Genomic DNA, 19288 nt, shown 5'->3' on the forward strand with positions numbered 1-19288 from the left:
GGCGCTAATCTCTAGCAAAAGGAATTGCTCACACCTGAATGCAAAATAACCGCAATTCAACGAAAAATTTTTTGTGCTTATAGTTAAAAAAAAGTCAGGTGAATGTGTGGATAAGTAGAACATGAGACGATAAACTATAATAGTAACAATTATTGGGATATTAACTATAACAGTTGAGGCGGCTATGACGAGATACGAACAATTAGCAGCGCAAATTCGTCAGCAAATTGAAGACAATATCTGGCAAGTGGGCGACAGATTACCTTCATTGAGGGAAAGTGTTAAACAGTCTGGTTTAAGTTTAATGACTGTTGTGCAAGCATATCAGTTACTTGAAAGCCAAGGATGGGTCGTTGCTCGGCCGCAATCAGGGTATTACGTGGCAAACCGCAATAACGCATTTGCTGCCGCAAAAGGAGGAAAAGGGCTACATTTGAATGAAAATGTAGAGATTAATGCCTCTATTTTTGGTGTCCTACAAGCTTGTAAGGACCCGAATATTATCCCATTTGGCTCTGCATTTCCAGAACCCGCCTTATTGGATGATCCAAAACTCGCGAAGTCTCTTGCGTCTGTTGCTAGGCGCTTATCGAAATTTAATACCCCGGCTAATTTGCCTCCTGGTAATGAACAACTGCGTCGTAACATTGCTCAGCGTTATGCAACCCAAGGGATCCATGTCGCTCCGGATGAAATCGTGATTACAGCAGGGGCAATGGAATCTTTAGTCTTGAGTTTACAATCGGTGACTCAGCCCGGGGATTGGGTCGTTATCGAATCTCCTGCATTCTATGGTTCACTTCAGGCAATTGAGCGGTTAAAACTTAAGGCCATTGCCATTAAAACAGACCCGTTATTTGGTATTGATCTTGACGCATTAGAGGATATTGCGAGCAAATATCCAATTAAAGCCTGTTGGCTAATGACGCATTATCAAAATCCATTAGGCGGAACGATGCCGCAAACAAACAAAAGACGTCTGGTCGATATCCTTAATAAGCATCAAATTACTTTAATTGAGGACGATGTTTATGGGGAACTTTATTTTGGTAGCAAACAGCCAATACCCGCAAAGGCACTTGATACTAAAGGTAATTTCTTTCATTGTTCTTCATTTTCGAAATGTTTAGCACCGGGGTATCGTGTGGGTTGGGTGGCTGCAGGCCAACACGCGACAAAAATTCAACATTTACAAATGATGAGTACCGTTTCTGCCAGCGTTCCCACGCAATTAGCTATTGCGGAGTACTTATCATTAGGGGGATATGACAGCCACCTTCGTAAACTGCGTTTAACGATGGAACAGCGTCAGCACCAAATGTTGAGTGCAATAGCAAAATACATGCCTCAGTCAGTAAAAGTTAATACACCAAAAGGTGGGTATTTTTTATGGCTAGAGTTTGAACCGCCGTTTAATGCAATTCGGTTGTATCAACTCGCACTAAAAGAAGGGATCAGTATCGCGCCGGGGAGCATGTTTTCCACAAGTGACCAGTTTAACCATGCATTTCGTCTTAATGCATCGTTTACATGGAATGAGAGGGTGGAGGAAGCAATGAAAACTTTAGGTCGTTTATGTCACTTTTTAATCAATGAGAGGCGTGATTAGTCACATTATCGTCGTTAATTCATTGCCCTGAAAGATTAACTTTGCCAATCTAGGTATAAATCTAAATGTGTTAGCAGCAACAGACGGGAGGTAATGTGAAAATAAAATGTTTTGACATAATGGAATTACCTATCCTTGATTGGAATGATGGTGCGGGGGCCAGCCAAGAAGTGTTTTGCTGGCCGGTTGCATCGGACTATTCATTACGCGCAAGCATTGCAACCATTAACCAAGATAGCTATTTAAAGCGCTATGCAGAAGGGGAAAGGCTGGTGGTATTGTTGAATGACCAGCCGCTTCTTTTAACCGATACCAAAGCGTTTGAGCATCGCCTAGAGCGCGCAGGTGATCACGCCCAATTTTCAGCTCAGCAATTTTGCGCGGTAAAAGTCTCAGAGCCATCAGTTAAGTTAATGAATTTTATTTTTCGAGATGATAGGTGGGTGGCTATAAACTATTTCATCACTGAAGATTGTAGATTACCCGCCAACCAAGCGGGGTTAGTCTACGTGCTCAATGGCGAATGGGAAATTTCAGGGGCAAATTGCCATCATATGGCGCAAGGACAAGGAGCGTGGTGGTTACCTGATATCGGTGAAGGAGATATAAAACCACTTAGCACCGATAGCAAGTTAATCTGGATTGAGTTATTACCCCGCTAACTGGTTGCTAAACCGATAGCGGCTAGCGTTAGCATTCCACCTGCAACACCTTCGGTTATACGACGTTTTTTATCATTATAAGCTTGTTTATTATGCATGGATGCAAATAATGCACCTATTACGCCGTAGATCACGACACACGAAAGTATAAAAGTGGCTGAAAGTATCAAGGATTGGACAGCGACACTTTCTGTTAGCTTAATGAAATTCGGTAAAATAGCAAAATACACCAGTAACCCTTTGGGGTTAAGAAAGCTAGTTAAAAATGCTTTACCCACGACCGCCTTTGTTGACACAGTTTGAATTCTTAAGTCTCCGGCTTTCATTGCAGATAACACCATGCGAATAGCAAGGTAAGTGACATAAGCGACCCCAACCCATTTAATGGTGTGGAAAATCATGGGTGAAGCTGCAACAATCGCCGCTAAACCAAGTGCAGCCAGAATCGCATGTGCCACATAACCCAATATAATACCCAAATTCGCTTTCAAGGCCGCTGAGGTTCCTCCCGATAATCCTTGTGCGGAAATAAATAGAATGTCTGGGCCTGGTGTGCAGACTAAAGGGATCACGGTTGCGCTAAATAAGAGTAAGTTCTGTAACTCCATTTCAATTCCTCATTATTGTTCATTGTTATTTTCACGCAACTGGCCAGTAGCGATAAAATTATAGCGATAATCCAATGATATTGGATTTTTTTATTGCTTTAAAACAAACAAAAATTGGTATTTAATATCATTAATTAATATAAAATTGAGGGGGAATGCCAATGAAGGAAAGTAGGCTAAAACTGGATGCCATTGATAGGCATATCTTACAAGTATTACAAAGAGATGGAAAAATTCAGAATATTGAATTAGCTAAAGAAGTGGGGCTTTCCCCGTCACCTTGCCTACGTCGCGTGAAATTACTTGAAGAGGCTGGGGTTATCAAACGTTATGTAGCGGTGTTGGATGGCAGTAAAATTGGAGCGGGCCTTTCTTTATTTGCTCGTATTTGGTTTAAAACACAGGATGCTAAAACCATCAACCAATTCGTTGAAGACATTAAACAGATGCCTGAAGTCGTCGAATGTCATCTAATGGCTGGGGAATGTGATGCACTGATCCGTATTGTGACGGAAGACTTAGCTTCATATCGTCGTTTCCATGCGGATCATTTAACACAAATTAGCAGTATTCAAAGTATTAAGACGGAGGTACCAATGGAAACGGTTAAGGTTACTTATGCTTTACCACTTTGATGATAATAGCGAATAGAACGATAGTGACAAATTGAAAATGCTTAACGATTAATTTTAATTATATAAATTAAATATGATAAAAAGGATAAATAGTCACTATGCTTTATTTGTTGGGGAGATTTATTTTTATAAGATAAAAATAAATAATAATACAAAAATGAATGGATGAACATTTTTTGAATTTTAATTTTACAAATTGAAATATTATTATGATTATTTTAATGTTAACAGGTTAGTTTTATTTTATTTTTTAGTATTGTCTAATTGGCTATTTAGTTTTTATATAGCGACTTATTTGATGAGATTATTCTCATATAATGAGAACGTTGCTGAGTAATAATTTGGCTATGCTGGCAGTATCAGCTAATTGGTTGATATATAAATAATGAAAGGAAAGTTTTTTTGATCTTGCGCAACATCATATAATGCCACTAACTTATACTGCCATTAATACTAAATCAAAATAAAATAATGCGAATATTTCTTATTTAAAAAATATTTTCAATTTAATCGGTAATGATGTGAGTCTTTATAAGCATTTTTCTAATTGTCACAGGTATTGTCATACCCGTCTATTAATTGATTATTTGCGATCTGAGTCCAATTGAAAATTCAACGAATAATAGGAACTATTTGCTCATAAATTGAAGGTAAATTTATGATCTATCCTATTACAGATAGAACAATCTCTACAGTAAATAACCAAAAGTTTAAGCGTTATGCTATTCGCTATTTGGATATTGAACAGCAAACACAGCAGGCAATTATCGAATATGGACTTAATTTTGAAGACCCTTTTGCACAGCAACATGAGATTGAACAACTCAAACTAGATATAAAAAGTAAAGGCGCAATTTTTGCGAATAATGGAAAGAGTATACATTGTAATTGGTTATCAAGTGCTTGTGTACAATGCCGTACAGGGGAAGGGAGCCACACGACATTTTTGTCCTTAAAATGCCACCGCGATTGTTACTTTTGCTTTAACCCAAATCAAGAAAATTATCAGGAATTTCAAGAGGAAATGCGTGATGCTATTGGTGAAGTTGATGCGATAGCAGAACAAGGCTATCCACTTACCCATATCGCATTAACAGGAGGGGAACCTTTACTTTTTCGCCAAGAAAGCATTGCGTTTTTCCAAGCAGTCCAACAGAAATTACCTTTAGCTCATAGCCGTTTATATACAGCAGGTGATCCATTAGACCGTAATACGGCATTAGCTCTAGCTAAAGCTGGTCTACAAGAAATCCGCTTTAGTATCAAAATTGATGATCCTAAAGAACGAATTACTAAAGTTTTACATCGCATTACTTTAGCTCGCGAAATTTTTCCAACTGTAATGGTGGAAATGCCCGTGATCCCCGGTACAGAACCGCAGATGTATCAATTACTTACTCAGCTTGATGATATTGGTATTGATGGTATCAATTTATTAGAGTTTTGCTTTCCACTAACAAATAGCGAGGCTTATCAAACTCGCGGGTTCATGCTTAAAAACCCACCTTATGAGGTGTATTACAACTATTGGTATGCAGGTGGATTAGCTGTCGCACAGAGTGAACTAGCCTGCCTCCGTGTTCTTAAATTTGCACTAGAAAATCAGTTATCTATTGGAGTGCACTACTGCTCTTTAGAAAATAAGCATACTGGGCAAGTGTACCAAAGTAATGCTTTTTTTGAACACAACGAACAAATAATAGGAAAGCATTATATTTTTTCCTCTCGGGATTATTTTTTTAAAAGCGCCAAAGTTTTTGGTGACGATTGTGAAAAAGTGGCGGTTTTATTGAAAAACGCAGGCGTTTCTTATCATCAAGAATTGTTGCATGGATTTTTGCAGTTTAATCCTGAAGCAATTTGCTTATTAACCCCGCTAGCCAAACTACCTATTGCATTGACTTCCCACATTATTGAGCCCGATGAACAGGGCAATCCTTTAATTAAAGAAGTGCGAGTTGAACTCACCACACCCACTGAATTTTTATTGACTGACCTGTAGGGAAACATTTATGACCAATGATGACCAAATTTTAGATTTTCTTTATGCGCGTCAATTTGCTTATGACGTATTACGGCGCTTGTTTATGGAGGAACCGACGCCAGAATTATTAAGTTATTTAAGTGATTCAGGGTTGTTGTTATTCCCCTGTGATGAAGCATTACCTGCAATGAAAAATGCGATAAATGAGATGCATAAAGACTTAAACAATAGGCGGATACAAGCCAATAACGAAGATTTCGAAAATTTGCATTGGGATTTTACTCGCTTATTTATTGGCCCAGAAGCCCCGCCGGCAGCGCCATGGGAATCAACGTATGTTTCTCGTGACAAATTGTTATTTCAAGAAAGTACCTTAGCAGTGAAGTCTTTTTATGAACAGTATGGCGTTCACTTGCCAGAAGGTGATATGGAAGCCGCTGACCATATTGGTTATGAGTTAGATTTTATGTGGCATTTAAGTCTGCGTATTACTGAAGTTATTGATAGCGAAACTGAAAACGTTGATTGGACTAAAGTAAACGCATTATTACTCGGGTCTGCGACATTCCTGAATACCCATTTATTGGCTTTTATTACGCCATTTTGCCGCTCAATGTATAACCATGCAGAAACCGCATTTTATCGTCAATTAAGTTCATTACTTGAACTTTTTTTACGCAATGATATTAAAAAAATCAATGAATTAGTCAATTTATAATAATAAAACAAAATGAAGAGGTAAGAGCAATGTCAGAAAGACAGAAAATAGCCTTAAGTCGCCGTTCATTTATAGCTTGGACATCAGCGGCATCAGTAATGGCTACGTTACCGCTGAGTAAGCAATTATATGCGGCAACACCAGAGGAGGAAAAAGCAGTTGCACAAGCCACTGATGCAGTAACTCAAGGGAAATGGAAACCCGTAGCCTGTTGGCATAACTGTGGTGGCCGCTGTGTTAATAAAGCATTGGTGGTCGATGGTGTCGTTGTTAGACAAAAAACAGATGATGTAGTTGCAGATTCTCCTGATTTCCCACAACAGCGAGGTTGTTTACGTGGTCGTTCACAACGTAAACAAGTCTTTGGGGCGGATCGTCTGAAATACCCCATGAAGCGTAAAGGCTGGGCCCCGGGTGGTGGGGACAAAAGCTTACGAGGACGGGACCAATGGGTGCGCATCAGTTGGGATGAAGCATTAGATATTGTGGCATCAGAGTCGAAACGTATTAAAGAAAAATATGGTAACGAGTCTATTTGGATCACGGGTGGTAACGGTGTTGATATCCAAAACGTTTACGCCAAAGCGGGGGGTTTTGTTGGGGATTGGGGAACAACCTCGTGGGGAGCATGGTTTGAAACACCAGCCCATTTAGGATTACTTGAAGGATTTTATACCTTTGGTACCAATGACCGTTTTGATATGCGTAACTCCCAGTTGATCGTGATGTGGGGGGCAAACCCAGCGTGGAGTAGCCCGGGTAGCCCAACCTATAATTATTATCAGGCAAAAAAAGCTGGGGCTCGCTTCATTAGCATTGACCCAAGTTATACGACGACGGCAGAGTTAATGGATGCAGATTGGTACCCCATCAATCCGGGTACTGACCATGCATTAGCACTGGGTATTATGTACGCACTATTAGAAATGGATAGCCCTGACAGTTCGTTGATTGACTGGGATTTTTTACGCCGTTGCACAGTTGGTTTTGATGAAAGTAATATGCCCGCAGGTGCAGACCCGAAAGGGAACTTCAAAGATTATCTATTAGGCACCTATACGGGAGAGCCAAAAACACCTGAGTGGGCCTCTAATATTTGTGGGCTGTCAGTGAGTGATATTCGCACTTTGGCACGTGAAATCGGTGGCACTAACCGAGTCGCATTGCTTACAGGTTGGGCACCTGCTCGAATTCATAATGGTGAAGGGTGGGTGCAAGCATTCTCAACCTTAGGCTTTATGACTGGCCATATGGGAAGGCCTGGCCGGATGACAGGGGTTAGTTGCCATTTCGCTGCTGGAAATAATGGCACGCGGCTCGTTATGGCGGGAGCAAGTGGGCTACCTTCAGTACCAAACCCAGTCAGTTTAAAAATCAATCACAATGAGCTTAACCGTGCATTATTAGAGAAAAAATTCCGCCAACGTGGTGTGGGAGATGTCGATGCAAATATCCAAATGATCATTCATCCATTCAATGCCACGTTACAAACACGAGCCAATATTTCGCAAAGCGTTGAGGCCTACCGTAAAGATGTGGAATTGGTTGTGACCGCAGCGTATGTTCCGCATACTTGCGCCAAATATTCGGATATTGTCTTACCGGTGACGACTGAATGGGAGCGTGAAGGAACCATATTAAATCCAAGTAACCGTGAAGTTATGATAGCTGCGGTGAATGTAACGCCACCACTTTATGAAGCGAGAAGTGACCAATGGATCGCCAAAGAAATAGGTAAGCGTCTAGGTATTAATGTCGATGAAGTTTTTCCTGTTTCGGAAAAACAACAATTTTTCAATAAACTCAATGGCGCAACAATCATTGGTGAAGATGGTAAGACAACAGAACCATTAATCACAATCACTCAAGCGGACATTGATGAATGGCAAGTAACAGGCAAGCCACAACAGGGGCGAATTACCCTCAATGAATTTCTTACTGTTGGGAAATACCAAGTAAAACGGACGGCTGGTGATAACTATGGCTATATTGCCTATGAAGATTTCATTCGCGACCCACAGGCCAATCCACGACCAACACCAAGTGGCAAATTTGAAATTTACTGCCAAACATTAGTCGAAAAAGCCGATGAGTGTGGCTGGACTAAATTACCACCAATTCCTGAGTATATTCCGTCTGCAAGTGGTTACGAGGCTAGCTTTAGCGATTTCTCGAAGAAGGAGAAAGGGGATTACCCATTCCAAATCTATAATCCACACTATTTACGCCGCTCTCACAGCACGCTTGATAATGTGCCTTGGTTACGTGAGCAGTGGCCAAGCCCAATTTATATCAATGCGTCTGATGCGAAACGTTTAGGTATTAAACACGGTGAAACTGTGTTGGTCACGAGCCCACAAGGGAAGATTGTGCGCCCTGCATTGGTGACACAAACGATGAAGCCGGGTGTGGTCGCACTACCCCATGGCAGTTGGACCGATGTTGACGAAAAAACAGGGATAGATATGGCGGGGGCCGACAATACGCTAACCATTCAAGTCCCTACAGGGCTTGGTACATCAGGGTGGAACACGATGCTATGTAATATCGAAAAATGGCATGGTGACCAGTTAGTTCCAGATGCAGCAATTCCACAGCGTATTATATTTTAGGGGGCAATAAGAAATGGATAAACAAGTCGGATTTTATATTAATGTTGCCACTTGCATTGGTTGTAAGACCTGTGTTGTTGCATGTAAAGACAAAAACGACCTTGAAGTCGGGCGTAACTTTCGCCGTGTGTATGATATTGAAGTGGGGGAGTATCCACGTCCTCGGACTTGGCACTTGTCTATTGCCTGTAACCATTGTGATGATCCGCAATGTGTAAGTCATTGTCCTACCACCGCAATGCACAAACGAGAGGGAGATGGCGTTGTCTTAGTCGACCATGATAAATGTGTGGGTTGCCGCTATTGTACGTGGGCTTGTCCATATGAAGCACCTCAGTTTGATGCCAGTATTGGAATGATGACTAAGTGCGACACTTGTCTTGATCTCCGTGAAAAAGGAGGAAATCCAATGTGTGTTGATTCTTGCCCTATGCGTGCGATTGAGTTCGGTCTAATTAGCGAATTACGTAAAAAATATGGCTCGAATGCAGATATTGCCGGGCTACCTAGCTCAAGTATTACCAAACCGAACCTAGTTGTCGGTACAAAAGGATAAGGAGAATTATCATGCATGAATTTCCGTTGGTGATTTTCACCTTATTTATGCAAGCTTCTGTGGGGTGCTTGTTAGTTTCATTAGTATGCTATTTTCGTGTGCTTGAAGGCGGAAATAACCTACAAAGCGTCCAGTTTATTAAACTGCCTGTTCTAGCTAGTTTTGTTCTGGGCTGTGTTGGGTTATTGGGTTCATTATTTCATATGGGTAACCCGCTACACATGTTTTATACCATGTTGCATGTATCGACCTCATGGATGAGTCGCGAAGTGTGGGCGACTGCAATTTATATGGCGCTATTATTTTTCAGTGTCGCGCTGCTATTGCTGAAACAAAAAGCGAACGCGCTGCTACTGTTGCTTAGTGCGTTAGCAGGTATTATCTATATGTACGCAATGTCAGCATTGTATGCTAACACCTTGTTTAATCTCTGGAATGGCTTATTTACCTACGCCAGTTTCTTTGGGGCGGTATTACTGGTTGGTGGCGTGATAGCGGCATTATTACTGGTAGGTTCTTTACGTCGCAATGATAAAGAAGAGCAATTAAAGCGAGTGGTTAAAATTACACTTGGTATTGGTGTTATTGGGATCTTACTTATGCTGCTGGGCGCATTATCTCTACTCGGAAATATCGGGGAGCCTATTTATATGGGAATGACGCCGCGTGAACTACCTGAGGGTTTAGTGAACTTAAGCATTGTTAGAGTCATACTTATTGCATTAGGAGTCTTGTTTGTTGGCCGTTTACTGTGCCAAAAAAATGGGCGCAATGTAAATGCAACATTTGTTATGTCACTGGCAACACTCTGTATTTTTGTTGGTGAGGGGGTTGGCCGAGTGGTATTTTTCTCACTGGGTGGTTAATGCCTTTAGAGGCAAAATGATATTTACCTCTAATTATATCATGTTTACCAATAATGTTAACCGAGGGGAAGCTCCCTCGGTTTTTTTAGTTCTCTTCACTCTCAATGAGTCAATAACCCTTTATATAATAAGGAATTAAAACAGAATAATTTCAAAATAAATAGTAAATTAAGTTGATTGTTTGTAATGATTATAATTATCATTATCTCTCTTAATCTCCTTTATTGCTTATTCCTTATGAATTTAAAAACTAGCAAGCTACTCATATCATTAGCTATTTCAGCGGCATTAGCGCCTTATCATGTATTTGCTGTTGATAATCCAAAAAATGGTCAGATTACAGTTACAGGCAATTGGCTTGAAAATACTGAAGATGGTGAGGTGGTATTTAATCACCCAGGTGCTCGAACGGTAAAAACGCAGCAACAAATTAAAGAATCAGGCAGTGAAACCATTGCTGATGCATTGAAAGGGATACCCGGTGTACAGGTACGAGAAAGTAACGGGACAGGTGGGAGCGATGTTTCCTTGAATGTTGGGGTTCGTGGGTTAACCTCACGCCTTTCACCTCGCTCAACGATTTTACTCGACGGTATGCCACTAGCGGCAGCTCCTTATGGCCAACCTCAGCTGTCGATGTCGCCATTATCACTAGGGAGTATTGAATCTATTGATGTGATCCGCGGAGGAGCTTCCGTACGTTATGGGCCACAAAATGTGGGTGGCGTCATTAACTTTGTGACAAAACCTATCCCGAAAGACTTTTCTGGTGGTGTTTCGTTACAAACCCAAGGGGCTAAAACAGGAGGGCTCAAAACCCTAGTCGATGCGTCCGTGGGGGGCTCAAAAGCCGATGACTCAGCAGGAGCGATACTGCTGTATTCAGGGTTACATGGGCAAGGCTACCGTAAGAGCAATGATAATACAGATATTGATGACCTGATTTTAAAAACACGTTATGCCGTAACTGATAACGACGAGTTACTGGCTAATTTTCATTATTATCATGCAATGTCAGGTATGCCAGGTGGGCTAACTCAAGCGCAATATAACGCTGACCCATTCCAATCAACACGGCCTTATGACCGTTTTGAAGGAAATCGACAAGACATGTCATTGAAATATAAACATGAAGAAGATGATAAACAATTTGAGTTAATGACATGGTTTAGTAAAAGTTATCGGGGGAGTTACATAGAAAGTGACCATAAAGATAAAGCGAATGAAAGACGGTTAGTTTCTTACCCTCGTCACTATACCGCGTATGCAATTGAACCGAGTTATTCACAATTATTCCGTTTTAATGATATTTCACATGAAGTGACGGTGGGATACCGTTATTTAAATGAAACCGCAGACGAAAAAGCTTACCGTTCAAATTGGTACCAAGCCGGCACTCAAAGTTCGCGGCCGAGTACTAATGATTATTACCAACACACATCAGGTGGAACAGAAGCCCATGCTATTTACCTTGATGACACCATTGATGTTGGTAATTGGACGGTGATCCCAGGGATCCGCTATGAGAACATTAATATTCATTTAAATGACAGTTTTAAAAACCAAAACAGAAGTAAGCGATATAGCGAACCGCTTCCTGCGCTAGCGGTGATCTATCACATTGATGATGAATGGAAACTATTTGCCAATGCCAGTACGTCATTTGGCAGTTTGCAGTATTTTCAGTTGAATACGAAAGGGGTAGGGAATTCACCCGCAAATGGGTTAAGTGCAGAAAAAGCACATAACTATGAAGTGGGGACTAAATACGATAATACTGCGCTATCTCTTGAAGCGACATTATTTTATATCGATTTCGATGACCAATTACTTTACGTTGAAAATACAACGGGTTGGACAAATTTGGGAGCCACAACTCATCAAGGTGTGGAATTGGCAGCAAGATATAACCTGTCTGAGCTGAGTGATAAATTGGATGGTATAAGTGTGTATAGTACTTATACCTACACTAAAGCGGTAAGTAAAAAAGGGGATTTCGCTCATAAGGATTTACCGTTTTATTCACGGCAAGTCTTTACCGCAGGTAGCCGTTATGAAACTGGTAATTGGGTATGGAACTTAAATACTTATGCACAATCTACCCAAGAATCGCCAGGAACATCAAGCCATTATGTAACAAAACCAAGTGCTGATGGCCGATACGGAACAATCCCCGGTTATATGGTGTGGGACGCACGAGGCGAGTACCATTTTGGAAAAAGTTTGTCTGATTTAACGCTATCTGCTGGTATTAAAAATCTTTTTGATCAAACTTATTTTACACGTTCTACGGATAACAATTATGGTATCTATGTGGGGCAGCCAAGAACTTACTATGTTCAAGCATCCGTAAAATTTTAATAAAAATAAGGCAGAACAATGATGATGAGAAAACTTATCAATGCATTCGTGCTGATTCTTAGTGCTGTTAGCCTACTATTTTCAACTAATAGTTTGGCGGCACCTATCACTGTGACGGATATTGCGGGTAGGGATGTGACGGTTAATGCCCCTGTATCTCGAGTGATGCTGGCGGACAGCCGTGTTTTAGTTGCGTTAAATATATTACATCCGCAAGACCCATTAAAAGGGATTATTGCTTGGGATGATGCGTTAATTAAAAAAGCGCCTGATTTGAGTGTTGCGTACAGCAAAAAATTTCCACAACTTAGTCAAATACCTGTTTTTCCCAACCCTTATACGACAGATTTTAGTGTTGAAAAGGCCTTAGTAGCTCAACCTGATTTGTTAATTTTTGATATTGGCTTAAAAAGTAAGCTTGCTGAAAGTGGCACCTTATCGTTATTGGAAAAAAGTGGTTTACCCGTTATTTTTATCGACTTTAGGCAATATCCATTAAAAAATACCATGCCGAGTATGGCATTACTTGGCCAAGTATTCGGTGAGGAACAACAAGCACAAGCATTTAATCAGTTTTATCAACAAAAGTTAGACTTAATCCGTTCAAGAGTGGCTAAACTTAGCAAAGAGCAGCGTCCAAGCGTATTCATTGAACGAGCTGCTGGTATCCAAGGGGAAGATTATTGCTGTAAAACGTTCGGTAATGGTAATTTTGGCGAATTTGTTGAAACGGCAGGCGGGAATAACCTTGGTTCACAATGGTTTAGTATTGGAATGGGTGGGGAAATCAGTGAAGAACAATTGATTCACAGCAACCCTGATTATTATTTAATGACCGCAGCTGATTGGGATAGTACCCGTAAAGGTAGTGCTTCTGTGCCGTTAGGTTATACGGGGGATAAACAAAAGTCTTTAGCTCGCTTGAGTAAGCTAATGGATCGCCCTAAGTTTCGTTCATTATCTGCTTACAAAAACAAGCAAGTATTAGCGTTATACCAGCAATACTACGATACGCCATTTAACATTATTGCGGTGGAAGCGATTGCAAAATTTATCCACCCAGAGTTGTTTGCAGACCTTGACCCACAGGCAGATAGCGATTATTTACACCAGACCTTTACTGCCCTAGAGGGGGATGGTGTGTTTTGGGTTCAAGCGGAATAATTATCTTCTCATATAGCCCGCTTTAGTGGTGTTGGCAGTTAAAGCGGGCAAATTTATTGGTTAATTATATTATTTTTAAGTTTCGTTGAGCACGGGCAAAATGATTTTTGACGGGTATTCGCTAGAAATATGTAGGCTATTACAAGCTATTTTCCAGGTTCTATCACCCGCGATAGTTTTACCTGTATTTGTATTGAAGTCATATTTAGGGAAATTGCTACTAGAAATATCTAATCGGATACGATGTCCTTTTGCGAAACGGTTTGCACAGGCAAACGGCTTAATTTTTACTTCGACAATTTCATTTGGGGTTAATAATTCCTTCCGTTCATAACCATGCCGAAAACGACAACGGATGATGCCATCAGTAATATTCATGGCATAGCCTTGAGGGTAATCGGCACTGGGAGGGTAAACATCAATAAGTTTTGCAGTGAAATCTGTATCTAATGCATCACTGCTTATCCAAAGCGACACTTCAATTTCACCTGCTAAACAGACATCTGCTTGTAATTCTTCGGTTTCGAATACTAATACATCACAGCGGGCAGAAAGGGGTAAGTTATTATGCTTACTACCAAAAAACTTTGGTAATTCACATTGATTGAAAGCCCCACCCCAAAATATAGGCTGACCTGAGGTTAAGGCACCGCCAATGGTAGGCACTGGGTGCTTAGGGTCATAACAATAGGATATTGTAGTTGTTTTAGTGTAGGGCTGATGATGTAATTTGTTATCTGGCCACAGATAATACGCAGTTTTCTCAGTATTTGGCAAAGGCCACTGATGGTGGCTAAGCCATTTTCCCCCATGCTCTATACGTCCTTGTTGGTTGCGTTTACCACTTCCACCACCCATCATGAATATTGTTACTTCGTCACGATGGTTTTTGGCGCTCTCATCCTTTAAGTGAGTTTCAAACCAGTTTAAACGGCAAGATAACCAACTTTCACTAACATTGTGGTCAAATGCTGCGATATCACCAAACTCTGCGTCGCCACTATGCGTGATATTACGGTCACCATGTAGCCAAGGCCCCATGATCAATTTTTGCGGTGATTGTTTTTTGGTAACAAATGCATAGTAGTTATCTAATGTTGAACTGACATAGGCATCGTACCAGCTAGACATAAATAACACTGGGATATCCGGTATTTGGTCATAATAGCCTTCGGCATAAATGCCTATTTTCTGCCAATAATCGGAAAAACACTCTTCTTCCCATTGCTCAAATAAATATGATTCATATTCAGGAACATGTTTAAGCAATGTTTGTCCTTGATGCCATGGCATTGTCGTAAACCATTCATGGATATTTTCTTGTTCGAGTGCGGCTAAAATTTCGGGAGATTGTTGGGCGAGTGGGCTTAGTTTAGCTTGCTTAAACGCCCAAGTGGCTTGTTTGAGTTCAAAAGCCCCCCCTTGACGGATCCCGCATTGGTAGGCGTTGGCAAAACCGCCAGAATCCAGCACCATCGTCTGTAAACCTGGTGGATTTAAACACGCCATTGCTAATTGTGTATGAGCGGCATAAGAGAGACCCATTGAGCCTATTTTGCCATTACACCAGGGTTGTTCCATAATCCATTGTAATGTATCAAAACCATCTTCAGCTTCATTAATATATTTTGTGAACTTTCCTTCGGACTCATAACGTCCACGGCAATCCTGATACACGACAATAAAACCATGTTTATTGAAGTATTTCGCCATTTCTTGGCGTGTTATTTGCTGGCCTGATACCGTTTTTTCCGAACGAGAAGGTGCGGTTTTATCATAGGGGGTTCGCTCTATAATAACGGGAAAAGATGCAGTTGATTGAGTTTGTGGAAAGTAAATATCGGTTGATAGCATTATTCCATCACGCATTTCTATTCGGTAATTCTTCATATCCATCTTACTAATACCCTATGGTAACGGCGACGCTCAGTAAACCAATGCTGATTGCCATAAAAATGATAAAAAGCGGTAAAATATATTTTGCCCAGGTGGTCCAACTGACACCGGCTGTAGCTAAAAAGATCAATAACCCACTAGATGTTGGTGTGATCATATTGGTTAGCCCATTACCCATTAAAAATGCAAAAACCGTTGTTTGAGGGGAAACACCAGAAATTTCACCAACGGGGCCTAAAATTGGCATTGTGACAGCGGCTTGCCCAGAAGTAGATGGAATAGCAATGTCTAATAATAGTTGGGAAATAAACATGCTATATGATGAAACATAAGGACCGTGATTACCGACAAGCCCAACTAATTGATGAATAATGGTATCAAGAATTTTACCTTGAGAAAGAATAATTTCGACAGCAGTCGCTAACCCAATTAACACCCCTGCGATGAGGACTTTTTTCATTCCACTGACAAATGCATTAGCGGCGGCACTTGCGGTCAAACCACTACAACAAGTTAAAATGACACTTAAGAATAAATAGTAAGCAGATAAATCATTATTTTTCCAATGCCAGCGATTAGAGGCATAGACTAAAAATGCAACACCGATAGCTAAGACAATTAACATAAGTTTATGGCGATGGGTTAATTGTGTGGTTTGATTATGTTCTTCAACCACATAGTTTGTGAGTGTCGTTTTACGAATGCTATAGAAAACGAATAAAATACCGAGTGTAATAAAAATAAGGTACGCCGCAATTCGCATACTTAAACCACTAAACACGGGTAAACCAACAAGCGGTTGTGCGATAGAAAGTGCATATGGGTTGGTGATGGAGGCGAGGTATCCTACCTTAACCGCAATAGCTACAATGGCAAGCCCAATAAGTTCATTCAACCCAACGCGTTTCACTAAGGCTATAACCATGGGAATAACCAAAAGATACTCTTTGGCCAACCCCATAAAGGTACTTCCCATGGAAAATACAATCATTAAGAAAGGGATTAACAAGTAGATATTGCCTCGGGTAACATGGAGCAATCGCTCTAGCCCTGATTCTATAGCCCCTGTTTTATTGAGAATACCAAACATTCCTCCGATGAATAGCACCATATATATAAGTGGCGATTGCTTAACAATTCCTTCGGGGATCGCTTTAAATAGTTGAGGCAAACTGACAGGAGCGGCAGTACCTTCCTCCGATTTCTCAGTGCCTAATAATTGCTCTAACGTAATGTCTTTAGTGATAGTTTGGTAAGAATCAGGAATAACTTTCTTGCCATCACGCTCATATTGGCCTGAATTAACAAAATAAGTCATTAAAAAGGCAATGATAACTATAGTTAACATTACTAAAACCGGGTTCATTTGCCAGCCTGGTGGTGAAGATGGGCTTTGTATTGTGCTGTTTGTTGGTTGCATGATGTTGTCTCTTTTATTGTATTAATTATGAGTCGTAACCGAGCTGCCTCGATATACGTAAAGCAGACAGAAGCAGTTGTTCAGTCATATCTTGTTCTTTTTCATCAGAAAAACGGCTTAGAGGTAAGCTAATACTCAGTGAAGCAATGCATTCCCCATGTTGTGAAAAGATAGGTGCGGCGATCGCACCAATACCTGCGGTTAATTCACCCCGGGTAATTGCAAAACCTTGTGAGCGTATGGTTACAATAGATTTTTCAATAGAGGGGTTCTTTTCAATAAAATGTGCTTGAACATCTTTAGGTGAGTAAGCCAATAGCACTCTGCCTGAAGCCCCAGATCCTAACGGTCGGAGATTACCAGCTTCACTGCGCACTTGAAGTGATTGTCCTGATGGCTTATGAAGAACTTGTAAAATTTCATCGTTGTCACGTATACGCATTTGAATATTTTCATCAAAACGTTGACGTAGTTGCTCTGCTTCAACTTCTGCGACTTGGATATAGTTAATTTGTTGGCGAGCGCAATTCCCCAAGCTTAATAATTGATGGCCTAAATGATAAGTAACCGGATTTTCGTTTTTTTGTACGAAATGGCGATTTTCCAGTGTGCATAATAAGCGGTATACCTTGGATTTATTCATGCCAGATAAGCGTGCAAGTTCACTTAACCCAAGATTGTTTTTTTCACCTAATAGCATCAATAACAATAAAGCATCATCAACGGCAGTGACAATATTTTCTTTCATATCAACCTCGACTGGTTCATACAGTAAACCATTGGTTTATTTAATAAAATTAGCATGGAGAATAATAAAAAATGATTCAAGAGAGTTGTTAATAAATTGTGAGGTGAGTTAGGGTTTTAAAAAGGTATTTTTCAGTGATAAAAATGAAAGTGAAGTATTTTTAATATAAAACAATTGGTTATAGGAAATCTAAAATAAGAAAATTTTGATGACAACGCGAATAGAAATGATTGTAAATGGGAAGCTAATCGTCATTTATGGCGGTTATTTGGTTCACCTAGTGAAATTGATTCGTACACCAGCAATAAATAAAAGAACCTTCAGCGAAAAAATGCGTCACTTTTATTGATTTTTTAAGGGGAAAATTCGGAAATGGCAGAGGTTATCAAAAAAGCATCGAAGGCATTTCTTAAATAATGAGCCTTATGGCAGAATGAAATTCACTTTCTTTAATGGATAACAGAGATGAAACTCGCGCTAGTTGGTTCTGGAAAAATAATCATGTCGGCTCTTGATGCTTTAATACAGGTGCAGGGGATAGAGCTAGTTGCACTGTGTGTTCGGGCGGAAAGTATTGAAAAGGGGCAGGTTATTTGCCAACAATTTGGTATAGCAAAGTTGTATACTGATTATCAAGAACTCCTGCAAGACCCTGATGTTGATGTGATATACATAGGTTTGCCAAATCATTTGCACTTTCAGTATACCTTTGATGCATTGATGGCCGACAAACATGTGGTATGCGAGAAACCGTTTACACCAAATTGGCAACAATTGCAGGTGTTAATTTCCATTTCACAGACTAGAGGGCTTTTTTTGTTTGAAGCCATTACGTCTATTCATACTCCTGAATTTCATTTTATCAAACAACATATTGATAAAATTGGTGAAATCAAAGTGATTCACGGTAATTACTCCCAATATTCAAGTCGATACAATGACTATTTACAAGGCCGTATTCATGCCGCTTTTGACCCACAGCAAGCAGGCGGTGCACTCTATGATATTAATCTATATAACATTTATTTGTTATCGGCCTTGATGGGAGCACCCGATAGTAGCCATTATATTTGTAATAAAGGGTTTAATGGAATTGATACATCAGGGATATTAACCGCCCATTTTGGGCGTTCAGTTGCATCGTGCGTGGGAGCGAAAGATTCGGCGAGCCCTGGTTACTTTATTATTCAAGGTACCAAAGGGTATATTTGTATCAAGGGGGCTCCAAGTCTTTGCCAGTCAGTCGAGGTTTGCATTGACGGGGAAATATCCAGCGTATCTCGGGATACAACAATCAATCATATGGTCTATGAGTTTGCATTCTTTCGTGAGCAAATTGGCACTAAAAGCCATGCTAAATGTAATGAATTGCTTGAATTAGCATTAATTGTTTCAAAAATATTGCATCAATCACGGGACGATGTAGGGCTGGTATTTGAATCATAAATA

At 40.3% G+C, this 19288-nt stretch carries 15 protein-coding genes; 11 read left to right on the plus strand and 4 right to left on the minus strand.

Features of this window, described 5'->3' with window-relative positions; all coding sequences use genetic code 11:
- Positions 1 to 184 precede the first annotated feature (184 nt).
- Both M1F25_RS10145 and M1F25_RS10150 read left to right on the plus strand, forming a co-directional pair.
- Complete coding sequence (locus M1F25_RS10145) at positions 185 to 1609, plus strand: PLP-dependent aminotransferase family protein (protein ID WP_004264022.1); 1425 nt, start codon at positions 185 to 187, stop codon at positions 1607 to 1609.
- Between the two features lie 95 nt (positions 1610 to 1704).
- Positions 1705 to 2271 carry a HutD family protein gene (locus M1F25_RS10150; RefSeq protein ID WP_226616984.1) on the plus strand — a complete coding sequence of 189 codons (567 nt, stop codon included), beginning with the start codon at positions 1705 to 1707 and terminating at the stop codon, positions 2269 to 2271.
- Here the strand turns inward: M1F25_RS10150 and M1F25_RS10155 are convergent.
- Positions 2268 to 2879, minus strand: coding sequence for a LysE family translocator (locus M1F25_RS10155; protein ID WP_004264031.1), 612 nt, complete (start codon positions 2877 to 2879; stop codon positions 2268 to 2270). The two genes, M1F25_RS10150 and M1F25_RS10155, sit on opposite strands and share 4 nt — an antisense overlap.
- A 155-nt stretch (positions 2880 to 3034) precedes the next feature.
- Here M1F25_RS10155 and M1F25_RS10160 point away from each other — a divergent pair, with 155 nt between their 5' ends.
- The 8 genes from M1F25_RS10160 to M1F25_RS10195 all read left to right on the plus strand — a co-directional run bounded on the left by M1F25_RS10160 (position 3035) and on the right by M1F25_RS10195 (position 13775).
- On the plus strand, positions 3035 to 3514 hold the full coding sequence (locus tag M1F25_RS10160) for an Lrp/AsnC family transcriptional regulator (RefSeq protein WP_004264035.1): 480 nt from the start codon (positions 3035 to 3037) through the stop codon (positions 3512 to 3514).
- Positions 3515 to 4172: 658 nt separating this feature from the next.
- A complete protein-coding gene (locus tag M1F25_RS10165; RefSeq protein WP_110591634.1) occupies positions 4173 to 5516 on the plus strand; it encodes a radical SAM protein in 1344 nt (447 codons plus the stop codon).
- A 10-nt stretch (positions 5517 to 5526) separates the two neighbouring features.
- Positions 5527 to 6216, plus strand: coding sequence for a molecular chaperone (locus M1F25_RS10170; protein WP_181489641.1), 690 nt, complete (start codon positions 5527 to 5529; stop codon positions 6214 to 6216).
- 29 nt (positions 6217 to 6245) lie between these two features.
- Positions 6246 to 8828 (plus strand): molybdopterin-dependent oxidoreductase, encoded by a 2583-nt coding sequence (locus M1F25_RS10175; RefSeq protein WP_181489642.1) that lies wholly within the window; start codon positions 6246 to 6248, stop codon positions 8826 to 8828.
- Positions 8829 to 8841: 13 nt separating this feature from the next.
- A complete protein-coding gene (locus M1F25_RS10180; protein ID WP_181489643.1) occupies positions 8842 to 9384 on the plus strand; it encodes a DMSO/selenate family reductase complex B subunit in 543 nt (180 codons plus the stop codon).
- Positions 9385 to 9395: 11 nt separating this feature from the next.
- Entirely contained in the window at positions 9396 to 10250 is an 855-nt protein-coding gene (locus M1F25_RS10185; protein ID WP_110591637.1) for a dimethyl sulfoxide reductase anchor subunit family protein, read from the plus strand.
- A gap of 237 nt (positions 10251 to 10487) precedes the next feature.
- On the plus strand, positions 10488 to 12611 hold the full coding sequence (locus M1F25_RS10190; protein ID WP_181489644.1) for a TonB-dependent receptor family protein: 2124 nt from the start codon (positions 10488 to 10490) through the stop codon (positions 12609 to 12611).
- 21 nt (positions 12612 to 12632) lie between these two features.
- The gene (locus M1F25_RS10195) at positions 12633 to 13775 is read left to right on the plus strand and encodes an ABC transporter substrate-binding protein (RefSeq protein ID WP_172767564.1); all 1143 of its coding nucleotides are present in this window, start codon (positions 12633 to 12635) and stop codon (positions 13773 to 13775) included.
- 75 nt (positions 13776 to 13850) lie between these two features.
- Here the strand turns inward: M1F25_RS10195 and M1F25_RS10200 are convergent, their stop codons facing one another.
- From M1F25_RS10200 to M1F25_RS10210, 3 genes are read right to left on the minus strand one after another with little or no spacing between them, the layout of a single operon-like run.
- Positions 13851 to 15671 (minus strand): CocE/NonD family hydrolase, encoded by a 1821-nt coding sequence (locus M1F25_RS10200; RefSeq protein ID WP_004264061.1) that lies wholly within the window; start codon positions 15669 to 15671, stop codon positions 13851 to 13853.
- 4 nt (positions 15672 to 15675) lie between these two features.
- Complete coding sequence (locus tag M1F25_RS10205) at positions 15676 to 17091, minus strand: YfcC family protein (RefSeq protein WP_050763789.1); 1416 nt, start codon at positions 17089 to 17091, stop codon at positions 15676 to 15678.
- Positions 17092 to 17116: 25 nt separating this feature from the next.
- Positions 17117 to 17839: an IclR family transcriptional regulator gene (locus M1F25_RS10210; RefSeq protein ID WP_181489645.1), complete on the minus strand. Its 723-nt coding sequence runs from the start codon at positions 17837 to 17839 to the stop codon at positions 17117 to 17119.
- Between the two features lie 465 nt (positions 17840 to 18304).
- Between M1F25_RS10210 and M1F25_RS10215 the strand changes: the two genes are divergently transcribed.
- Entirely contained in the window at positions 18305 to 19285 is a 981-nt protein-coding gene (locus tag M1F25_RS10215) for a Gfo/Idh/MocA family protein (protein WP_181489646.1), read from the plus strand.
- The last annotated feature ends 3 nt before the right edge of the window (positions 19286 to 19288 follow it).

This window comes from Providencia sp. PROV109 (assembly GCF_033681625.1).
Lineage (GTDB): Bacteria > Pseudomonadota > Gammaproteobacteria > Enterobacterales > Enterobacteriaceae > Providencia > Providencia hangzhouensis.